The 17,135-nt window shown below is 51.7% G+C and carries 12 protein-coding genes; 10 read left to right on the top strand and 2 right to left on the bottom strand.

What is annotated here, in order from left to right; all coding sequences use genetic code 11:
* Positions 1-27 precede the first annotated feature (27 nt).
* The 4 genes from pgeF (at position 28) to GL2_RS03745 (ending at position 8,130) form a co-directional block, all read left to right on the top strand.
* Positions 28-795: a peptidoglycan editing factor PgeF gene (pgeF, locus tag GL2_RS03760; protein ID WP_143729369.1), complete on the top strand. Its 768-nt coding sequence runs from the start codon at positions 28-30 to the stop codon at positions 793-795.
* Positions 796-1,065: 270 nt separating this feature from the next.
* Positions 1,066-3,669, top strand: coding sequence for an ATP-dependent chaperone ClpB (gene clpB / locus GL2_RS03755; protein ID WP_143729368.1), 2,604 nt, complete (start codon positions 1,066-1,068; stop codon positions 3,667-3,669).
* 261 nt (positions 3,670-3,930) lie between these two features.
* Complete coding sequence (locus GL2_RS03750) at positions 3,931-5,037, top strand: efflux RND transporter periplasmic adaptor subunit (protein ID WP_143729367.1); 1,107 nt, start codon at positions 3,931-3,933, stop codon at positions 5,035-5,037.
* Positions 5,038-5,055: 18 nt separating this feature from the next.
* Complete coding sequence (locus GL2_RS03745) at positions 5,056-8,130, top strand: efflux RND transporter permease subunit (RefSeq protein ID WP_143729366.1); 3,075 nt, start codon at positions 5,056-5,058, stop codon at positions 8,128-8,130.
* 27 nt (positions 8,131-8,157) lie between these two features.
* Here GL2_RS03745 and GL2_RS03740 read toward each other — a convergent pair whose 3' ends face one another.
* Entirely contained in the window at positions 8,158-9,222 is a 1,065-nt protein-coding gene (locus GL2_RS03740; protein WP_172621046.1) for an AraC family transcriptional regulator, read from the bottom strand.
* Positions 9,223-9,473: 251 nt separating this feature from the next.
* On the opposite strand from GL2_RS03740, the gene GL2_RS03735 reads away from it, so the two are divergent.
* Positions 9,474-10,691, top strand: coding sequence for a hypothetical protein (locus GL2_RS03735; protein ID WP_143729364.1), 1,218 nt, complete (start codon positions 9,474-9,476; stop codon positions 10,689-10,691).
* A 21-nt stretch (positions 10,692-10,712) separates the two neighbouring features.
* Positions 10,713-11,789, top strand: a complete 1,077-nt coding sequence (locus tag GL2_RS03730; RefSeq protein WP_143729363.1) for a hypothetical protein — start codon at positions 10,713-10,715, stop codon at positions 11,787-11,789.
* Between the two features lie 19 nt (positions 11,790-11,808).
* Here the strand turns inward: GL2_RS03730 and GL2_RS03725 are convergent, their stop codons facing one another.
* The gene (locus GL2_RS03725) at positions 11,809-12,288 is read right to left on the bottom strand and encodes a DUF4124 domain-containing protein (RefSeq protein ID WP_143729362.1); all 480 of its coding nucleotides are present in this window, start codon (positions 12,286-12,288) and stop codon (positions 11,809-11,811) included.
* 461 nt (positions 12,289-12,749) lie between these two features.
* Between GL2_RS03725 and GL2_RS03720 the strand changes: the two genes are divergently transcribed.
* The 4 genes from GL2_RS03720 (at position 12,750) to pssA (ending at position 17,027) form a co-directional block, all read left to right on the top strand.
* Complete coding sequence (locus GL2_RS03720) at positions 12,750-14,486, top strand: acetolactate synthase 3 large subunit (protein ID WP_143729361.1); 1,737 nt, start codon at positions 12,750-12,752, stop codon at positions 14,484-14,486.
* 11 nt (positions 14,487-14,497) lie between these two features.
* Positions 14,498-14,989, top strand: coding sequence for an acetolactate synthase small subunit (gene ilvN, locus GL2_RS03715; protein WP_143729360.1), 492 nt, complete (start codon positions 14,498-14,500; stop codon positions 14,987-14,989).
* 24 nt (positions 14,990-15,013) lie between these two features.
* The gene (ilvC, locus tag GL2_RS03710; protein WP_143729359.1) at positions 15,014-16,039 is read left to right on the top strand and encodes a ketol-acid reductoisomerase; all 1,026 of its coding nucleotides are present in this window, start codon (positions 15,014-15,016) and stop codon (positions 16,037-16,039) included.
* A gap of 112 nt (positions 16,040-16,151) precedes the next feature.
* Entirely contained in the window at positions 16,152-17,027 is an 876-nt protein-coding gene (gene pssA, locus GL2_RS03705) for a CDP-diacylglycerol--serine O-phosphatidyltransferase (protein WP_143729358.1), read from the top strand.
* Positions 17,028-17,135 lie beyond the last annotated feature (108 nt).

The following is a 17,135-nucleotide window of genomic DNA, read 5'->3' as shown; positions in this document are numbered from 1 at the left end:
GCATTGCCCTGGCAGAGCATATATACCATGTCCAGCGATCACTACTTGACCCCAGCATGGCCGGCATCTACCAAGGTGCGTGCATATACGACCTTGCGTACTGGTGGGCACAGTTCTGGGGCTTTCGCCTCCTTCAATCTCGCTGCTCATGTTGGTGATAGCGAACAAGCGGTCTCGGCTAATCGCAGTCAGCTACTTGAGCAATTGAACTTGCCAGGCGAGCCGCAGTGGCTTGAGCAGATTCACAGTGACAAAGTAGTCGAGGCTCACGGCGGTGGACTTGTACGCACCGCCGATGCCAGCTTTAGCCTCACTAGTGGGGCTGTTTGTGCGGTATTGACTGCGGACTGCCTGCCCGTGCTTATTTGTGACAAAGCTGGGACCAGGGTGGCAGCGGCCCATGCGGGCTGGCGTGGATTGGCTGGGGGCATTTTGCGCAACACAGTGACAGCTCTTGATTGCGATCCTGCCGAACTCATGGTGTGGTTGGGGCCAGCTATCGGCCCCGAGGCTTTTGAGACGGGAGTGGATGTCCTGGAGGCTTTTTTTGAGAATGCCCAGAGTGGCGGACACACCGAGGCAATTGCCCACTGTTTTCGGCCCCACTCGCGAAAACCGCTGCATTTCCTTGCGGATATTTACGGCCTGGCTCGGGCTGAGCTCACCGGGCTCGGTGTCGAGGATGTTTATGGTGGTGAGCATTGCACAGTGCAGGAGCCCGAATCCTTTTATTCCTACCGCAGGGAGAAAACCACTGGGCGCATGGCTTCTCTAATCTGGCTGGCGGAAGATTAATGCTTTGAGTTCAAAGCAATGTCCGACTGGATAATATTGAGGCGCTTCTGACTTCATTCAAGGAGCGTCAGCTTAAATTTGCATGAAAAAGCAGAATTTATTAATTGCGCATGTGAAATTAATCAGAATTTCTTGCTGTTTGATTTAAATCATTGAAAACCTTTCCTCTGCCCCTATTTTAATAGCCAACACTACACTGAATGCGTGGCGCCAGCCGGGTGCTATTGATGCAGTGACTTATAAGATTCCTGAGTAGGAGAGGTTGTATTCATGCGAATAGACCGGATGACAAACCCGCTGCAGGCAGCTTTTGCCGATGCACAATCCATGGCAGTAGGACGGGACCACAACCAGATTTACCCGGAGCATTTAATTCTTGCCCTACTCAATCAGAACAACGGTAGTGTACCGGCATTTCTGTCCCAGGCAGGTTTCAACTTAAGCGGCTTGCGCAATGACCTGGCTAAAAAGCTGGATAACCTGCCAACCATCAGTGCTCCCACCGGGGATGTAGGCATGTCCCAAGAGCTGATGCGCCTGATGAATCTCACTGATAAAAAGGCCCAGCAAAATGGCGATACCTTTATTTCCAGTGAGACAGTTTTACTTGCAGCTTTCGATTCCTCTGCGGGGGAAATTTCCAAAATCCTCAATGCCAATGGCGACCTGAAACAACTAGAGGCGGCAATTCAAAAAGTGCGTGGCGACGAAAAGGTGGATGATCCCAATGCGGAGGAGGCGCGCCAGGCGCTAGATAAATACACCCTCGATCTCACCGAGCGTGCCCTGGCGGGAAAACTTGATCCAGTGATTGGGCGAGATGATGAAATTCGTCGCACCATCCAGGTTTTACAACGCCGCACCAAGAATAACCCGGTGCTGATTGGTGAGCCGGGAGTGGGTAAAACCGCAATTGTGGAAGGACTTGCACAGCGTATTGTTAATGGCGAGGTGCCGGAGGGTTTAAAAGACAAGCGTCTACTCTCCCTGGATCTGGGCGCGCTACTTGCCGGAGCCAAGTTCCGGGGAGAGTTTGAAGAGCGTCTAAAGGCGGTTCTGAATGAGTTGTCCAAACAAGAAGGGCGCATAATTTTATTTGTTGACGAACTGCACACTATGGTGGGGGCCGGTAAAGCGGAGGGCGCAATGGATGCCGGCAATATGCTTAAACCGGCACTGGCGCGTGGGGAATTGCACTGTGTCGGCGCCACCACACTGGATGAATATCGCAAGTATATTGAAAAAGACGCAGCTTTGGAGCGCCGCTTTCAAAAAGTTTTAGTGGATGAGCCCACCGAGGAAGATACCATTGCTATCCTGCGCGGCTTGAAAGAGCGATACGAAGTACACCATGGTGTCGATATTACTGACTCTGCAATTATAGCCGCGACCAAATTATCACAGCGCTATATTACAGACCGCCAGTTACCAGATAAAGCGATTGATCTGATTGACGAGGCTGCCAGCCGTATTCGCATGGAAATTGATTCCAAGCCAGAGGCGATGGATAAATTGGAGCGTCGCCTAATACAGCTGAAAATCGAACGCGAAGCCGTTAAAAAAGATAAGGGTGATGAAGCTACTAAAAAGCGCTTAGCCAAACTGGAAGAGGAAATTTTACAGTTGGAAAAGGAATATTCCGACTTGGAGGAGGTGTGGAAAGCGGAAAAAGCCCAGCTTGCCGGCAGCCACGACCTAAAGGAAAAGTTGGAGCAGGCCAAATTAGATATGGAATCCGCAAGGCGTGCTGGTGATCTGACGCGTATGTCGGAATTACAATACGGGGTGATTCCGCAACTTGATCAGCAACTGAAGTCTGCTGCTACGCATGAGGCAACGGAAGAGCCGCGTCTTTTGCGTAACCGGGTTACCGATGAGGAAGTGGCTGAAGTGGTATCCCGCTGGACTGGCATTCCAGTTTCGAAAATGCTGGAGGGTGAGCGGGAAAAACTGTTGCGTATGGAAGAAGAGCTGCACAAGCGTGTTATTGGCCAGGGTGAGGCTGTAGATGCTGTTGCTAACGCCGTGCGCCGTTCCCGCGCGGGCCTGGCAGACCCCAATCGCCCGAATGGTTCCTTTCTGTTTCTGGGGCCAACCGGGGTGGGCAAGACCGAACTCTGCAAAGCTCTGGCACAATTCCTCTTTGATACCGAGGATGCCATGGTGCGTATCGACATGTCGGAGTTTATGGAGAAACACTCCGTCGCGCGTCTGATCGGCGCACCTCCCGGTTATGTGGGATATGAAGAGGGTGGTTACTTAACCGAAGCTGTGCGACGTAAACCCTACTCGGTGGTATTACTCGATGAAGTGGAGAAAGCGCATCCAGATGTGTTTAATATCCTGCTGCAGGTTCTCGATGATGGCCGGCTGACCGACGGCCAGGGCCGTACTGTGGACTTCCGTAATACCGTGGTGGTGATGACCTCCAATCTGGGGTCTGATTTAATCCAGAAATTTGCTACAAATGAAAATAGCGATGACCTGGATGCTGAGATTCGCTACCGTCAGATGAAAAATGCAGTAATGGAAGTGGTGGGCAACCATTTTCGCCCAGAATTCATTAACCGTATTGACGAGGTTGTGGTATTCCACCCGCTGGATAGGGCGGAAGTGCGCTCCATTGCGGAAATTCAGCTAAAGCAATTGTGTCGTCGCCTCACTGAACGTGACTTGAAATTGGAGGTATCCGAGGCACTACTGGATAAGTTGGCGGAAGTAGGTTTTGATCCCGTTTACGGCGCGCGCCCTCTCAAACGCGCTATCCAGATGTGGCTGGAAAATCCCCTGGCGCAAGATGTGTTGGCTGGTAAGTTTGCACCTGGTACCACGATTCATGCTGATGTTGAAGGCGATAAGGCAGTATTCCGTTAACCGTTAAGTATCTACGGCGCCAGCTGTGATTGGCGCCATTTTCCCTCCCACGTTACGTGACGTCTTTTCTTTTCTTAAAAATCTATATTTTTGGTATCTACGCGCAATGGCGCGAGGCTCCAGCGGCACTCACTGTATTTTCTTCATAAACTAAACTTTGTGGTCCGATAAAGATTGGGGTTGTTCTCGCCTGAATTTTCCTGACTCATCGATCTATGGCATCTCCTGTTGAGTGATCGGGGGTAAATTATCAGTAAACGTATGGTGTTGATGCTGCTGGGCTGCCTGTTACTGTTCGGCGGTATTTTTGCATACAAATTTTTTGGCCGGTACATGATGAATCAACTTCTCGACTCCATGTCCCTACCGGCGGCTACTGTTACCTCCGCAACTGCGCAAGTGCAAAGCTGGCGCGAGGACTTGAGTGGAGTTGGGACAGTTCGCGCGGTAAATGGCGTTGAAGTCACCACTGAGGCCGAAGGAGTTGTCAGTGCCATCCATTTCAAATCGGGGCAATATGTACAAGGGGGAGATCTGCTGGTAGAAATTTTCGCCGAACCCGAGAAGGCCCAGTTACAGGTACTGGATGCGGAGTTACGCCTTGCGCGGCGCAATTATGTTCGAATAAAAACCCTGACCAAGCGTGGAGTGACCACAGAGGCTGACCTGGATAGTGCCCAGAGCACCCTGGACCAGGTAATCGCCAATATTGAAGTGCAGCGGGCCAGGGTTGACCAGCGGCGGGTGCTGGCACCTTTCAGTGGTGTACTCGGCATTCGTCGTATTGATTTGGGTGAGAATGTCAGTCCTGGTGAGGCAGTTGTCTCTTTACAACAACTGGACCCTATTTTTGTAGATTTTTCCCTGCCCGAGCAAAAGTATTCCATGGTTAAGGCCGGGTTGCCAATCTCGTTGAGCACAGATGCCTTTCCTGGAAACACCTATCGTGGAAAAATTACCGCCGTTGACCCCCAAGTCGATAATGCCAGTCGCAATTTCCTCATTCAGGCAACACTGAATAACCCAAAGAAACATCTGCGCCCTGGCATGTTTGCCCAGGTATCAGTAGAAATTAATGCGAGCCGGCGGGTGTTGGCAGTGCCGAGAACGGCTCTGGTTTTTGCGCCTTATGGAGTATCTGTTTTTATTCTGGAAAAGGATGAAGCTAGCGGTGAGTTGATTGCCAACAAGCGCTTTGTCAAAACCGGCGAGGAACGTGGTGATATGGTGGAAATTGTGCAGGGATTACTGGAGGGGGACTTAATTGCCAGTAGTGGCCTGTTGAAGTTACGCAATGGCAAGCGGGCCATTATCAATAATGAAAACAGACCACCGGAAAATCTTAACCCTAAACCTGGCAACAGCTAATTCCCTCTGGGAGCTCTGGTGAATTTTACCGAGATTTTTATTCGCAAGCCGGTGTTGGCCTCAGTGGTCAGTCTTTTTATTTTCCTGTTGGGGTTGCGCTCTATAACTGAGTTGAATGTGCGTCAATATCCCAAGTTGGAAAATGCCGTGATTACGGTGACCACGGTATATGTAGGCGCTGATTCTGATCTGGTACAGGGGTTTATTACTACACCATTGGAACAGGAAATTGCTACTGCCGATGGCATAGATTATATGGTGTCCACCAGTGTACAGGGACTCTCCACAATTAATGCTTATGTCCGTTTTGATTATGACCCCAATGTAGTTCTGACTCAGGTTGTTGCCAAGGTTAATAAACTGCGTAGTGATCTCCCCGATGAATCGGAGGACTCCAGTGTGGAGATGCAGCAGGGAGAAACCACAGCAGCTATGTATCTGTCATTTTCCTCCGATATTCTTGCCAACAACCAGATTACCGATTATTTGACCCGTGTTGTGCAGCCCAAACTTGCCACCATTGCCGGGGTGCAACGCGCTCGCTTGCTCGGTGACAGTACCTTCGCGATGCGTGCCTGGTTGAAACCCAAGGAAATGGCGGCGCTTGAGGTCACCCCGGCGGATATCGCCAATGCTCTGCGGGATAATAATGTGCTCTCCGCAGTGGGGGCGACCAAGGGCACACGGGTTGCCATGGAAATTCGCGCGGACACGGATATCGCCAAACAAATTGATTTTCGTCAGCTGGTGGTGCGCGCAGCTGGTGATCAGCTGGTGCGCCTTGGAGATGTAGCAGAAATCGACTTGGGTGCGGAATCTTATGATAGCTCGGTAACTTTTAATGGACAGTCGGCCACCTTTATCGCTGTCGAAGTTGCCCCCAATGCAAATTCTCTCGACGTTATTAAAAGAGTCAGAAAGAAACTTGAAAGCGAGATCTTTCCTCAACTACCCGAAGGAATGTTGGGGGAAATACCCTATGACAGCACTGAATATATCCAGGATTCAATTACAGAAGTGGTAGAGACCATCGTCGAGGCAGTGATAATTGTTATTGTGGTGATTTACCTGTTTCTCGGCTCGTTGCGCAGCGTTTTGATTCCGGCTGTCGCCCTACCGCTTTCCCTTGTGGGCGCCATGTTCTTGATGTTGTTGATGGGGTTTTCCATCAACCTGCTGACGCTTCTGAGTATGGTTTTGGCCATTGGCATAGTGGTGGATGATGCAATTATTGTCCTGGAGAATGTCCACCGTCATATCGAGGAAGGGTTGGCTCCCAGGGAGGCGGCGATTGTTGGGGCGCGTGAGCTCGCTTGGCCAGTGGTTGCGATGACCACAACACTAATTGCTGTTTATATTCCTATTGGGTTCCTGGGCGGGCTGACCGGTACCCTGTTTATTGAATTTGCTTTTTCCCTCGCCGGTGCCGTGCTCCTGTCCGGCGTGGTGGCCTTGACGTTATCACCAATGATGGCGTCGAGGATATTGAAACCCAAGGATGGAGGCGGTACTCGTCTGGAAGTCTGGCTGGAGAGACAATTTGGGAATTTGCAAAAGGGCTTTGAAAAGCGCCTGCATAATTCTTTGGAAGAACGCAGAGTTATTCTGGTATTTGGCTTGATCGTATTGGCAAGCTGCTATTTCCTGTTCATTACCTCACCACGTGAATTGGAGCCCACAGAAGACCGTGGTCTTGTGCTCACTATTTCCACCGCCGATGCTTATGCCACCCTGGATTATGTCGAGCAGTTCAGCGGTGAATTAGTTGATATTGCCGAGCGATACAGTGAGGTGGAAAATATTTTCCTGCTCAATGGCGCTGGCACGTTCAGTAGCGGGGTCAATAATGCCACTGCAGGTTTTGTACTGGATTCATGGAAGAAACGCGATAAAGACACCGAGCAAATGCAAGAACTGATCAGCAAGGATGTAGCTGAAATTGCAGGTTTGAAAATTGCTGTCGTGGTACCACCAAGCCTGCCCACTGCGGGAGGCCAACTGCCGGTAGAGTTTGTGATTGGCGCTAGTGAGCCGATGGAAAACCTTGCTTCTGTTGCCAGTGAGATAATGGCCCGTGCCCTGGAGAGCCGAAAATTTATTTTCCTCGATTCAGACCTGAAAATAGACAAACCCAAAATTGTGATCGAGATTGACAGGGATAAGGCGGCTACCATGGGAGTGGAAATGGTGGATCTTAGTCGTGATCTGGGGGCTATGTTATCCGGCGCCTATATCAATCGTTTTTCCCTGGATAATCGCAGTTACAAGGTGATTCCCCAGGTGGAGAGAGTAGATCGACTTACCGCAGAACAGCTGGGGCAATACTATATCCGTGCGGTTAATGGCAGTCTTGTTCCGGTGAATACTTTGGTGAGCCTGCAGGAAACTGTAGAGCCCCAGCAGCTAAAACGCTTTCAGCAGCTTAATGCGGTGACAATTTCCGGGGTGCCTCGCCCAGGGATTACTCTGGGCGAGGCCTTGGCGGTATTGGACAGCGCCGCCAGGGACATACTTCCTGAAGAATATTCCGTGGACTATTCAGGTCAGTCCCGTCAGTTCAAGGCTGAGGGCTCGGATCTGGTAGTGACTTTTTTCTTCGCGTTGGTTGTTATTTATCTGGTGTTGGCGGCACAGTTCGAGTCCTGGCGTGACCCTCTGATTATGCTGGTCACTGTTCCCATGAGCGTTTGTGGAGCTATGATTTTTGTCAGTCTGGGGCTTACCACGTTGAATATTTATACTCAGGTGGGGCTGGTTACCTTGATTGGGGTGATCTCCAAACACGGCATATTAATTGTAGAATTTGCCAACAAATTACAAATGGGTGGGATGGACAAGCGCACGGCCATTGAAGAGGCTACCTCAATACGCCTACGCCCTGTATTGATGACAACGGCATCGCTGGTACTGGCTATGGTGCCCTTGTTAATCGCCTCCGGCCCAGGTGGCGGAGCCCGTTTTGCCATGGGTCTGGTGGTGGCCACCGGCATGACTATAGGAACCCTGTTTACCCTGTTTGTGGTGCCTGCCATGTACCTTTACTTGGGCCGTGATTATCGGGCACAGGCTGAGACAGAGGCAGTTAGGGGCTAGGCTGCTAGTGTGGTGGAAGTTGCTCTTTCAAGCGTCGAGCGTATCTCCGGATTTATTACTGCGCCTGAATTCGCTCGGGGTAACACCTTCATGTTTTTTAAAGAATCGGGTAAATACCGCACGTTCGGCAAAGTGCAGTTTTACCGCGATATTCTCCACTGATTCACTGCTGGATAACAATAATCGCTTGGTTAGGGCCAGAGTGACGCTGTCTTTCAGTTGCTGAAAGGTTACTCCCTGTTCCCGTAATCTTCGCTGTAAGGTGCGGCCGCTGGTGCGGAAGTGGGCGGCGGCCTGTTTAATGGTGATTTCCTCACTCAGCAGGTGTTTTTCCAGCCAGGAACGCAGGCTTGCAGCAAGGTTGTAGCTCGACAGGGTGCTGTGCAATACCGTTTTTAAGATATTGCGACTCTGGCTACGCAAAAGCTTGTGGTAACTGGGAATGGGAAAATCCAGGGTTTGGGGCCCCAGGATAATGGAGTTTTCACTGCTGTCGAATTCTACCGGGCACTGGAAAATCCGTGTGTAAATGGTGTCGTCTTCCGGCTTTGATCTCCGCAGTTTGGCACCGCGCACCTCAGCGAATTGGGGGTTCAGGGTTCGCAGTAACTCCGCCGCGCGGGTCATTAACATTTCTGCGATAAATGCATTGACGGAATCCGTGAATAATTCCCGGCGCCAGTTCAGAGTAAGGACCTCTGAATCCGGCTCCACTCGGGTTTCAAAGCGCAGTAGTGGCGCCAGGGTTTGCGACAGGACTATCTCGGCAGGTCGTAGAATCTCACGTGGGCGACGCAGGGAGGGCTGTGCCTCAATGATGGTTTCTTCTAGCCACAGAATAATCGGAAAGCGGCTAAAACTGAGCCCCGGTGACGATACCGGGGAGAGCGCCACCAGGTTTTCCACCAGGGCATTGAATTCGCTGTAGCTGAGTCGCTCGCTTTCACGAGGGTTCCAGCTGAATGCAAACGGCAGGCGCTTGATCAGGGTCTCGGTTGGAATTCCGAGCCTGGCGGCAGCGACTACAAAATAGGGAGCAAATATTTTGGGCACGCCGGCATGGCCGGACTTGTTTTTATTTTGGTCTCTCATGACTCTTTGCCGTCCGGGTGGCGTTGGCAGGATCATAGCAAAGGCGCCCCAAACAACGAAAATAAAAATGCAGAATATGACGAGCCGGTCGCTTCACGTGGCGTACTTGATCATCTTCTGGCGCCATTAATCCTATTACCAAACCAACCTCTGCGGCTAACGTGCAGGTGTCTGCAGCTAAAAGAAAAGAAATATTCACGAAACTCTGCAGTCAGAATTTTCCACTTATAAAACTATAAAGGACAACAACCATGACACTGTCTAGACGACTGGGCGCAGGCCTGTCTGTTTTTTTTGCTGCGATGGTGGGTACTTCTTCAGCGGCAGCGGAGAACTGCTACATCCTGGTCCATGGACATGGAGTCGAAGGTCACACAACGAACGTAATGGATGATGGGAGTCTAGTGCAGCCGGCGCTGGACTATTGGAGTGAGACCTATTTTGACGAGTATAAAAACAGTAGTTTTATCGACCAATTAGTAACTAATGGCGGAAAGTATGGCGTGGTCGGGTACAACTCGACAGATAAGGGGGAATTACCCTATTGGCACGACCAGACAGCTGGGGAAATTGCCCGACAGATTATTCAGATTCGCAGTGGGGAAGGGGACCGGTTTGAGCACGAGAGTCAGTGTGCTGCCGATGATACTTTCTGGATTATCTCCCACAGCCAGGGCGCCGCGCAGATGATGTATATTGCTGGCAACGCGGTAGAGGGTTCCCCCTATTACAACCGCGCCTACAACCAGTACAACACCAATACCGAAATGCAAGAGGTTAAAAAGTGCTCTACCACCTGGTATGGCAGCACCAGTTGCAAAAAGGTGACAGAAGAAGTGCGTGTGGCAGGCTTGAGTGATAGCAATGCGGTAGCGGTTGATTTCGATACTGCCATTAGCGGGGTAGCGGCGATCTTTACCACTGGCGGTGCGATTACCGGCACCGAGGGCGTGGACCGTATTTGTAACGGCACCTGGTATGACGATGCGATCAATGATTTATTCCTTGGTCGAGAGTGCTCTGCGGTGCGTTATATGCAGACCAATGATATCTACACAGTGCGCAATTATGTCGGTACCAACCTGGGTGCGCCGGTTTATACCATCGGTGGTTATTCTGCTTTCCCCGGCGTGGAGAGTGCGTCTTCTGCGCTGCTGAATGGTGAGGATGACGGATATATCAATTTGGCCTCGCAGATGAACTGTTCTGGTTCCGGTAAGCGCAGTCTTTGGTCCAATCTGAAGCAATACGATACCTTTTTGGGTATTGCCTACGGCAGTGCCACCTTTTCGTGTAATAACGACAACAAAGGTACTGCGCGCTCCTACAATCTGGCCAGCATCCATGTTGACCACGATGCCCAGCGCAATGGCGGTATCATGTCCCCGGATTACGACGGCATTCCCGATGGCCTGAATTGTGGCGCGGGTAAAAACAGTGCTGGTCGTATCGCAGCCTGTACCCAGTAATCATTTGTCGGGAGCCATCTAATGTCCGTCAGCAGCAAACGTCGTAGTAAGAGGCGTGCAGTCTCAGTGGTCAGTGTCCTGTTTATCGCCGCCGCCATTTTTTTCTGGCGCGTGGGTAGCAGTGGGGACCTGCCCACCGCCGTTGTTGCTGAAGCTGAGGCGGTTGTTCCGCCTCCCAGCAGGCAGGTGGACACCCAGAAGCCCCAGGCAATTGAGCAAGAGCCTGTAGACGATGCATCCATCAAGGTGTGGCAGGAAATCCAGGCACGGCCGGTAAAAACTGAACTGCACCAGTCTCTGCTTTCAGACCTGGCAAAATTTCACCGCTATCCACCCCAGAACCGTGCCTTCAACAGCCCTGCCCAGGACCCTATAACCCAGACACACGCCCCCGATCAGCGCACCACTCACAGTGATAACGGCGATGCATTGACGCTTTGGACCCAGCGGAAATTTTATACGTATGGGGAAAATTTGCAGGTTTATGCCTACCAGACCGATAGCGATGGGGTAAAAGTACCGGCCGATCTTACTGCTTTGATGGTGCTTGACGACCAGCAGGTGGTGGGATCCCTGACTTTTAGCGATAGTAATGGTGATCTGATCTACGAAGTAGAAATGGAAGCTGGCTCATATCAGGGGCAGTCCCTGCCCGCCGGAATCTACAAAATTATTGTGGATACTGACATAGATGGACTGCGTGATGCTGCCGCCTTTACCCTGTCGGAAGATACGGGGAGTTTTACCGGGAGTCTGCGCGACACAGTGACTTCTGAGGGAGACCTGCTTGTGGAGGCGGAAGTGGAAATTCTTGAGCAGGGCCGTTTCTATTTCCGCGCTTCCCTCTATAACGATGAGCAGTCACCTATCGGCGTGGACCAGCATGCCGCTGAACTCACTGTAGGACGCCACTGGATACCCTTCGACTTTTTCGGCCTTATGATTCGCGATAAGGAACAGGATGGCCCGTACCTAGTGAAGCAGCTAAGTATATCCAGAGTTACTGTGCCCAGAACCGAGAGGCGTTTCGAGCCGGGTTATTACACCGGTCGCTACAGCCTCGACCAGTTCAACGATAAACCGTACAAAGAGCAATAACTGCAGCGGTTCGCGGGAATCAGCAATTCTCGCGAATACTCTTTTGCTCCTGGCTAATACGCTGCTGTCGCTCATCCTCACCGAGCATACGCTGGTTGCCATTTTCATCGACTTCACGTACACGAGCATGGCTTGTCAGCGCTTTCAGATTCTGCTGTGAACCTTGACAGCGTTGCGCTCGTGCCGCTGCCTGGGCACGGGTAACCTGCTCGTCGACCTCTGACGGCTGCTGGGGTATTGGCTGGGTTTTGGCTTGAGGTTCGGTTGGGGGGCTGGCGGCCTGTTTTTTCGCCTCTTCAGCAGCTCTCACTGCGTGTTGCTCGGTTTCCCACTGCTTGTAGCGTTCTGACTTGGGCTTTTTGATGACCTCTACTTCGGTACTGCCTGGTGGTTGCTCGCCGAAATGAACCACCCCGTTTTCGTCCACCCATTTGTAGATGCCGTTGGCCTGTGCTGTTAGCACGAGGCTGGAAATTAGCATTGCGAGCGCGATGCGCATAGGATTACCCCTCTTGGTATTGTCTTTCCTTACTCCGTGCATTGTACCGGTGCTTGGGGTTTTTCCTGCAACTCTCTTAACACTTTCCTTCACTTCTATTGACAGCGAGGTTCCAATTGGCAAAATCGACTGCTTCCTCGACGAGTAGTAGTCACCGCATACCCGTGGTCAAGACACTAACCCCAAGGCGGATCACCCTTCCGCTGTAATTCCGTCGAGTGGCTCTCCGCACCCCTGGAGGCCTGCTAGCCTGCAATTCAGACACGGAGGTGTCAGTTTCGGGCTGGGTGTTTTACTGCGCACGATGATTTCATCCTAAAAATCGGCATGTAAACACGCAACAGGCTGATAATTGTCATCAATTTCTTTTATAATTGCGATTTAGCATTCTCTTTGCCCGCTTGAATAGCGGCTCTTTGGTGATGGTTATCCTAACAAGCAGGAAAATTGAGGAGACTCAAGTGGAATTACTTTCCGGCGGCGATATGTTGGTTCGCGCGCTGCAGGATGAAGGGGTGGATCTGGTTTTCGGCTACCCAGGTGGCTCGGCACTACATATCTACGATGCCATCTTCAGGCAGAAGTCGATCAAGCACATATTGGTACGTCACGAGCAGGGTGCGACCCATGCTGCGGATGGTTATGCCCGCTCTACCGGTAAGGTGGGCGTGGTACTGGTGACGTCTGGTCCGGGTGCGACTAACGCCATTACCGGCATTGCTACCGCCTATATGGATTCAATTCCTATGGTGGTAATTTCCGGGCAGGTTCCCTCCGATAAAATCGGCGAAGATGCTTTCCAGGAAACCGATATGGTTGGTTGCTCGCGCCCGATCGTGAAACACAGTTTCCTGGTCAAGAATGCTGAAGATATTCCCGAAATCATCAAGAAGGCCTTCTATATTGCCAGCACTGGCCGCCCAGGCCCTGTAGTGGTTGATGTTCCCAAGGATGTGACCAATCCGGCAGAGCGCTTTCCATACCGCTACCCGGAAAAGCTGCGCATGCGTTCTTACACCCCGGCAGGCAAGGGCCATGGCGGACAGATCCGCAAGGCGGTGGCGTTGCTGTTGTCGGCACGTCGCCCGGTGATTTATGCCGGTGGTGGTGTAGTCCAAGGAGAGGGCTCAGAGCTGCTCACCGAACTGGCGCGTCGGCTGAACTATCCGGTGACTAATACACTGATGGGGCTGGGCGCCTATCCAGGAAGTGATAAGCGCTTTCTGGGAATGCTCGGCATGCATGGCACTTTTGAGGCAAATACTGCCATGCACCATGCAGATGTGATTCTGGCAGTGGGTGCGCGTTTTGATGACCGTGTTACCAATACCCCGAGCAAATTCTGCCCAGGGGCCAAGATTATCCATGTCGATGTAGATCCGGCTTCTATCTCAAAAACCATTGTTGCCGATATTCCCATAGTTGGCACTGTGCAATCGGTATTGTCAGAAATGCTGGAGACTCTCAAGTCCGGCGATGAACAGCCGGACCAGTCGGCGATAGTGGATTGGTGGCGCCAGATCGATGATTGGCGTGAACGTCATGGTATCTACACGGCACCGCGCTACCAGACCGATGGTGCGCTGATAATGCCGCAGGAAGTGATTCGTGCGGTTTACGATATTACTGAGGGTGATGCGTATGTTACTTCAGACGTGGGCCAGCACCAGATGTTTGCCGCTCAGTATTACCACTTCGACAAGCCGCGCCGTTGGATTAACTCCGGTGGTCTCGGCACCATGGGTTTCGGCTTGCCCGCGGCCCTGGGAGTGAAAATTGCCCACCCGGACAAAGAGGTAGTGTGTGTGACGGGTGAAGGCAGTATCCAGATGTGTATTCAGGAGCTGTCCACTGCCACCCAGTACCACCTGCCGGTCAAAATTTTGTGCCTCAACAACCAGGCCCTTGGCATGGTAAAGCAGTGGCAGGAAATGCAGTACGAGGGGCGCCTGTCCAATAGTGTCTACGAAGAGTCATTGCCGGACTTCGTCAAGCTAGCCGAAGCTTACGGTCACCTCGGGGTCAAGATTGAGCACCGCGAGGAGCTGCACGGGAAGTTACAGGAAGCCTTTGCGGCGAAAGATCGCACGGTATTTATCGATGTCTATGTAGACCCATCCGAGCATGTATACCCAATGCAGGTATTGCCGAATGGTTCCATGCGCGATATGTGGCTGAGTAAAACCGAGCGGACCTAGGGGGCAGGGCGATGCGCAGAATTATTTCGGTATTGATGGAGAATGAACCGGGCGCTCTGTCCCGTGTAGTTGGGCTCTTTTCCCAGCGCGGTTACAACATTGAGAGCCTCACGGTGGCGCCTACAGAGGATGCCACTTTATCGCGCCTCACTTTGGTAACCATCGGAGACGATCACAAAATCGAACAGATTACGAAAAATCTGAATAAGTTGATTGATGTGGTGAAGCTGGTCGACCTGACCGAGGGCTCCCATATAGAGCGGGAATTATTATTGGTAAAAGTGCGTGCGAATGGCGCCCAGCGCGATGAGGTAAAGCGTAGTGTGGATATTTTTCGCGGCCAGATTGTGGATGTCACCAGTAGTATGTACACGGTGCAGGTTGCAGGTACTGGTGAAAAACTCGATGCATTTCTACAGGCACTTGGCGAACACACCATTATGGAGGTCGTACGTTCTGGAGTATCCGGGATTGCCCGCGGTGAGAAAGTTTTAAATGTATAGATGGCAGGAAACAGGAATTTAGCAATGCAAGTTTATTATGATAAAGATTGTGACCTATCTTTAATTCGCGAAAAAAATGTCGCGATCATCGGTTATGGCTCCCAGGGCCATGCTCATGCCAATAACCTGAAGGACTCCGGTGTGGCCAATGTGGTTGTGGGGCTGCGCGAAGGCTCCAATTCCTGGGCTAAGGCGGAGAACGCCGGACTGCGTGTGGCTGAAGTGGCAGATGCAGTAAAAGATGCGGACATTGTTATGATTCTTGCACCGGACGAGTATCAGGCCAATATCTATAAAGAACAGGTGGGCCCCCATTTAAAATCCGGTGCCGCTCTCGCCTTTGCCCATGGTTTTAACGTGCACTTTGAACTGATTGAGCCGCCGGCCGATATTGATGTAATTATGATTGCCCCCAAAGGCCCCGGCCACACAGTGCGATCCACTTATCTTGAGGGTGGCGGTGTTCCGACCCTGATTGCGGTTTATCAGGATGCCTCTGGAAAAGCCAAGAATCTCGCTCTCTCCTACGCGTCTGCCAATGGGGGTGGCCGCTCGGGCATTATTGAAACCAATTTCCGTGAAGAGACAGAAACGGATCTTTTCGGCGAGCAGGCGGTACTGTGTGGTGGTGTTTCTGCGCTGGTGACTGCGGGCTTCGAAACCCTGGTAGAAGCGGGCTATGCGCCTGAAATGGCGTATTTCGAATGTCTGCATGAACTCAAGTTGATTGTTGACCTGATGTACCAGGGTGGCATCGCAGACATGCGCTATTCTATTTCCAATACCGCTGAGTACGGTGACTATGTTACCGGGCCACGCGTTGTAACCGACGAAACCAAGGTGGAAATGAAGCGGGTCTTGAAGGATATCCAGACTGGAAAATTTGCTAAAGACTTTATGCTCGAGTCCCTGGCAGGGCAACCCAGGCTCAAGGCAGAGCGCCGCATCGGAGCAGAGCATGAGATTGAGCAGGTGGGTGCCAAACTGCGCGCAATGATGCCCTGGATCAAGGCCAATAAGATAATTGATAGGACCGAAGGCAATAACTGATCGATAGATCACAGAAAAAACGGCGGGGGCTCCCGCCGTTTTTTTTTGCCCTGTGCGCACACAGGCCAATGACGTACACTCGCTGGCTGCAAAATGCATTAACGGAGAATCTATGAGCCTTCAAGGGGATGAAAAGAAGCCCGCAGACTCAACAAATGCGGCTGGTGAGGAAATTCGTTTACCAGTTGACGAGCACATTGAGGAAGAGGTTGCTGCAAATGGTAAAAGGGTGCGCGCCCGTGGCGTTTACCTCCTGCCCAATCTGATTACCACCGGGGCTCTTTTCAGTGGCTTCTACGCTATCGTCGCCGGTATGGACGGTAATTTTGAGGCCGCAGCCATCGCTATTTTTGTCGCCATGGTACTCGATGGACTGGACGGGCGGGTGGCGCGCCTGACCGACACTCAAAGTGCTTTTGGTGTGCAGTACGACTCTTTATCGGACATGGTGTCCTTCGGCTTGGCACCGGCGCTGGTAGCTTTTAGCTGGGCACTTAAAACACTGGGTAAATTTGGTTGGGCAATTGCTTTTTTATATGCAGCCTGTGCCGCCCTGCGCCTGGCCCGCTTTAACACCCAAGTGGACACAGTCGACAAGGGTGTATTTATCGGTCTCGCCAGCCCGACTGCTGCCGCGATCGTAGCCAGTATGGTTTGGTCTGGTCACGATGCCAGTGTTGGCCCCGTACTGGCTATTATTGCTGCCCTGGTGACTGCCGCGGCCGGTCTGCTGATGGTCTCCAATTTCCGCTACACGAGCTTCAAGGGGTTGGATTTCAAGGGAAGAGTACCCTTTGTAATGATGTTGGCGGTCATTCTTATATTCAGTTTGGTAACTATCGACCCGGCTGGGGTACTGCTCACGCTGGCTATACTTTATACCTTGTCAGGGCCGGCAATGTGGCTTTGGGGGCTTCTTCATCCGAAACCTGCAAGTGGTGGGGTAGAAGGTGACAGTGTGGAAGCGAAAGAGAGGGATCAACGCTAATCTCAAATAATTCGATTTGGGAATCTCTTTGTCGACCCTAGTATTGATATGCGGGAGTGCGAATTATCACGGAATGTGATCGTCCGGAGGTCGGATGCGGCCTCAATA

It is taken from the genome of Microbulbifer sp. GL-2, assembly GCF_007183175.1.
Taxonomy (GTDB): domain Bacteria; phylum Pseudomonadota; class Gammaproteobacteria; order Pseudomonadales; family Cellvibrionaceae; genus Microbulbifer.
This window is presented reverse-complemented; position numbering and strand designations above follow the sequence as displayed.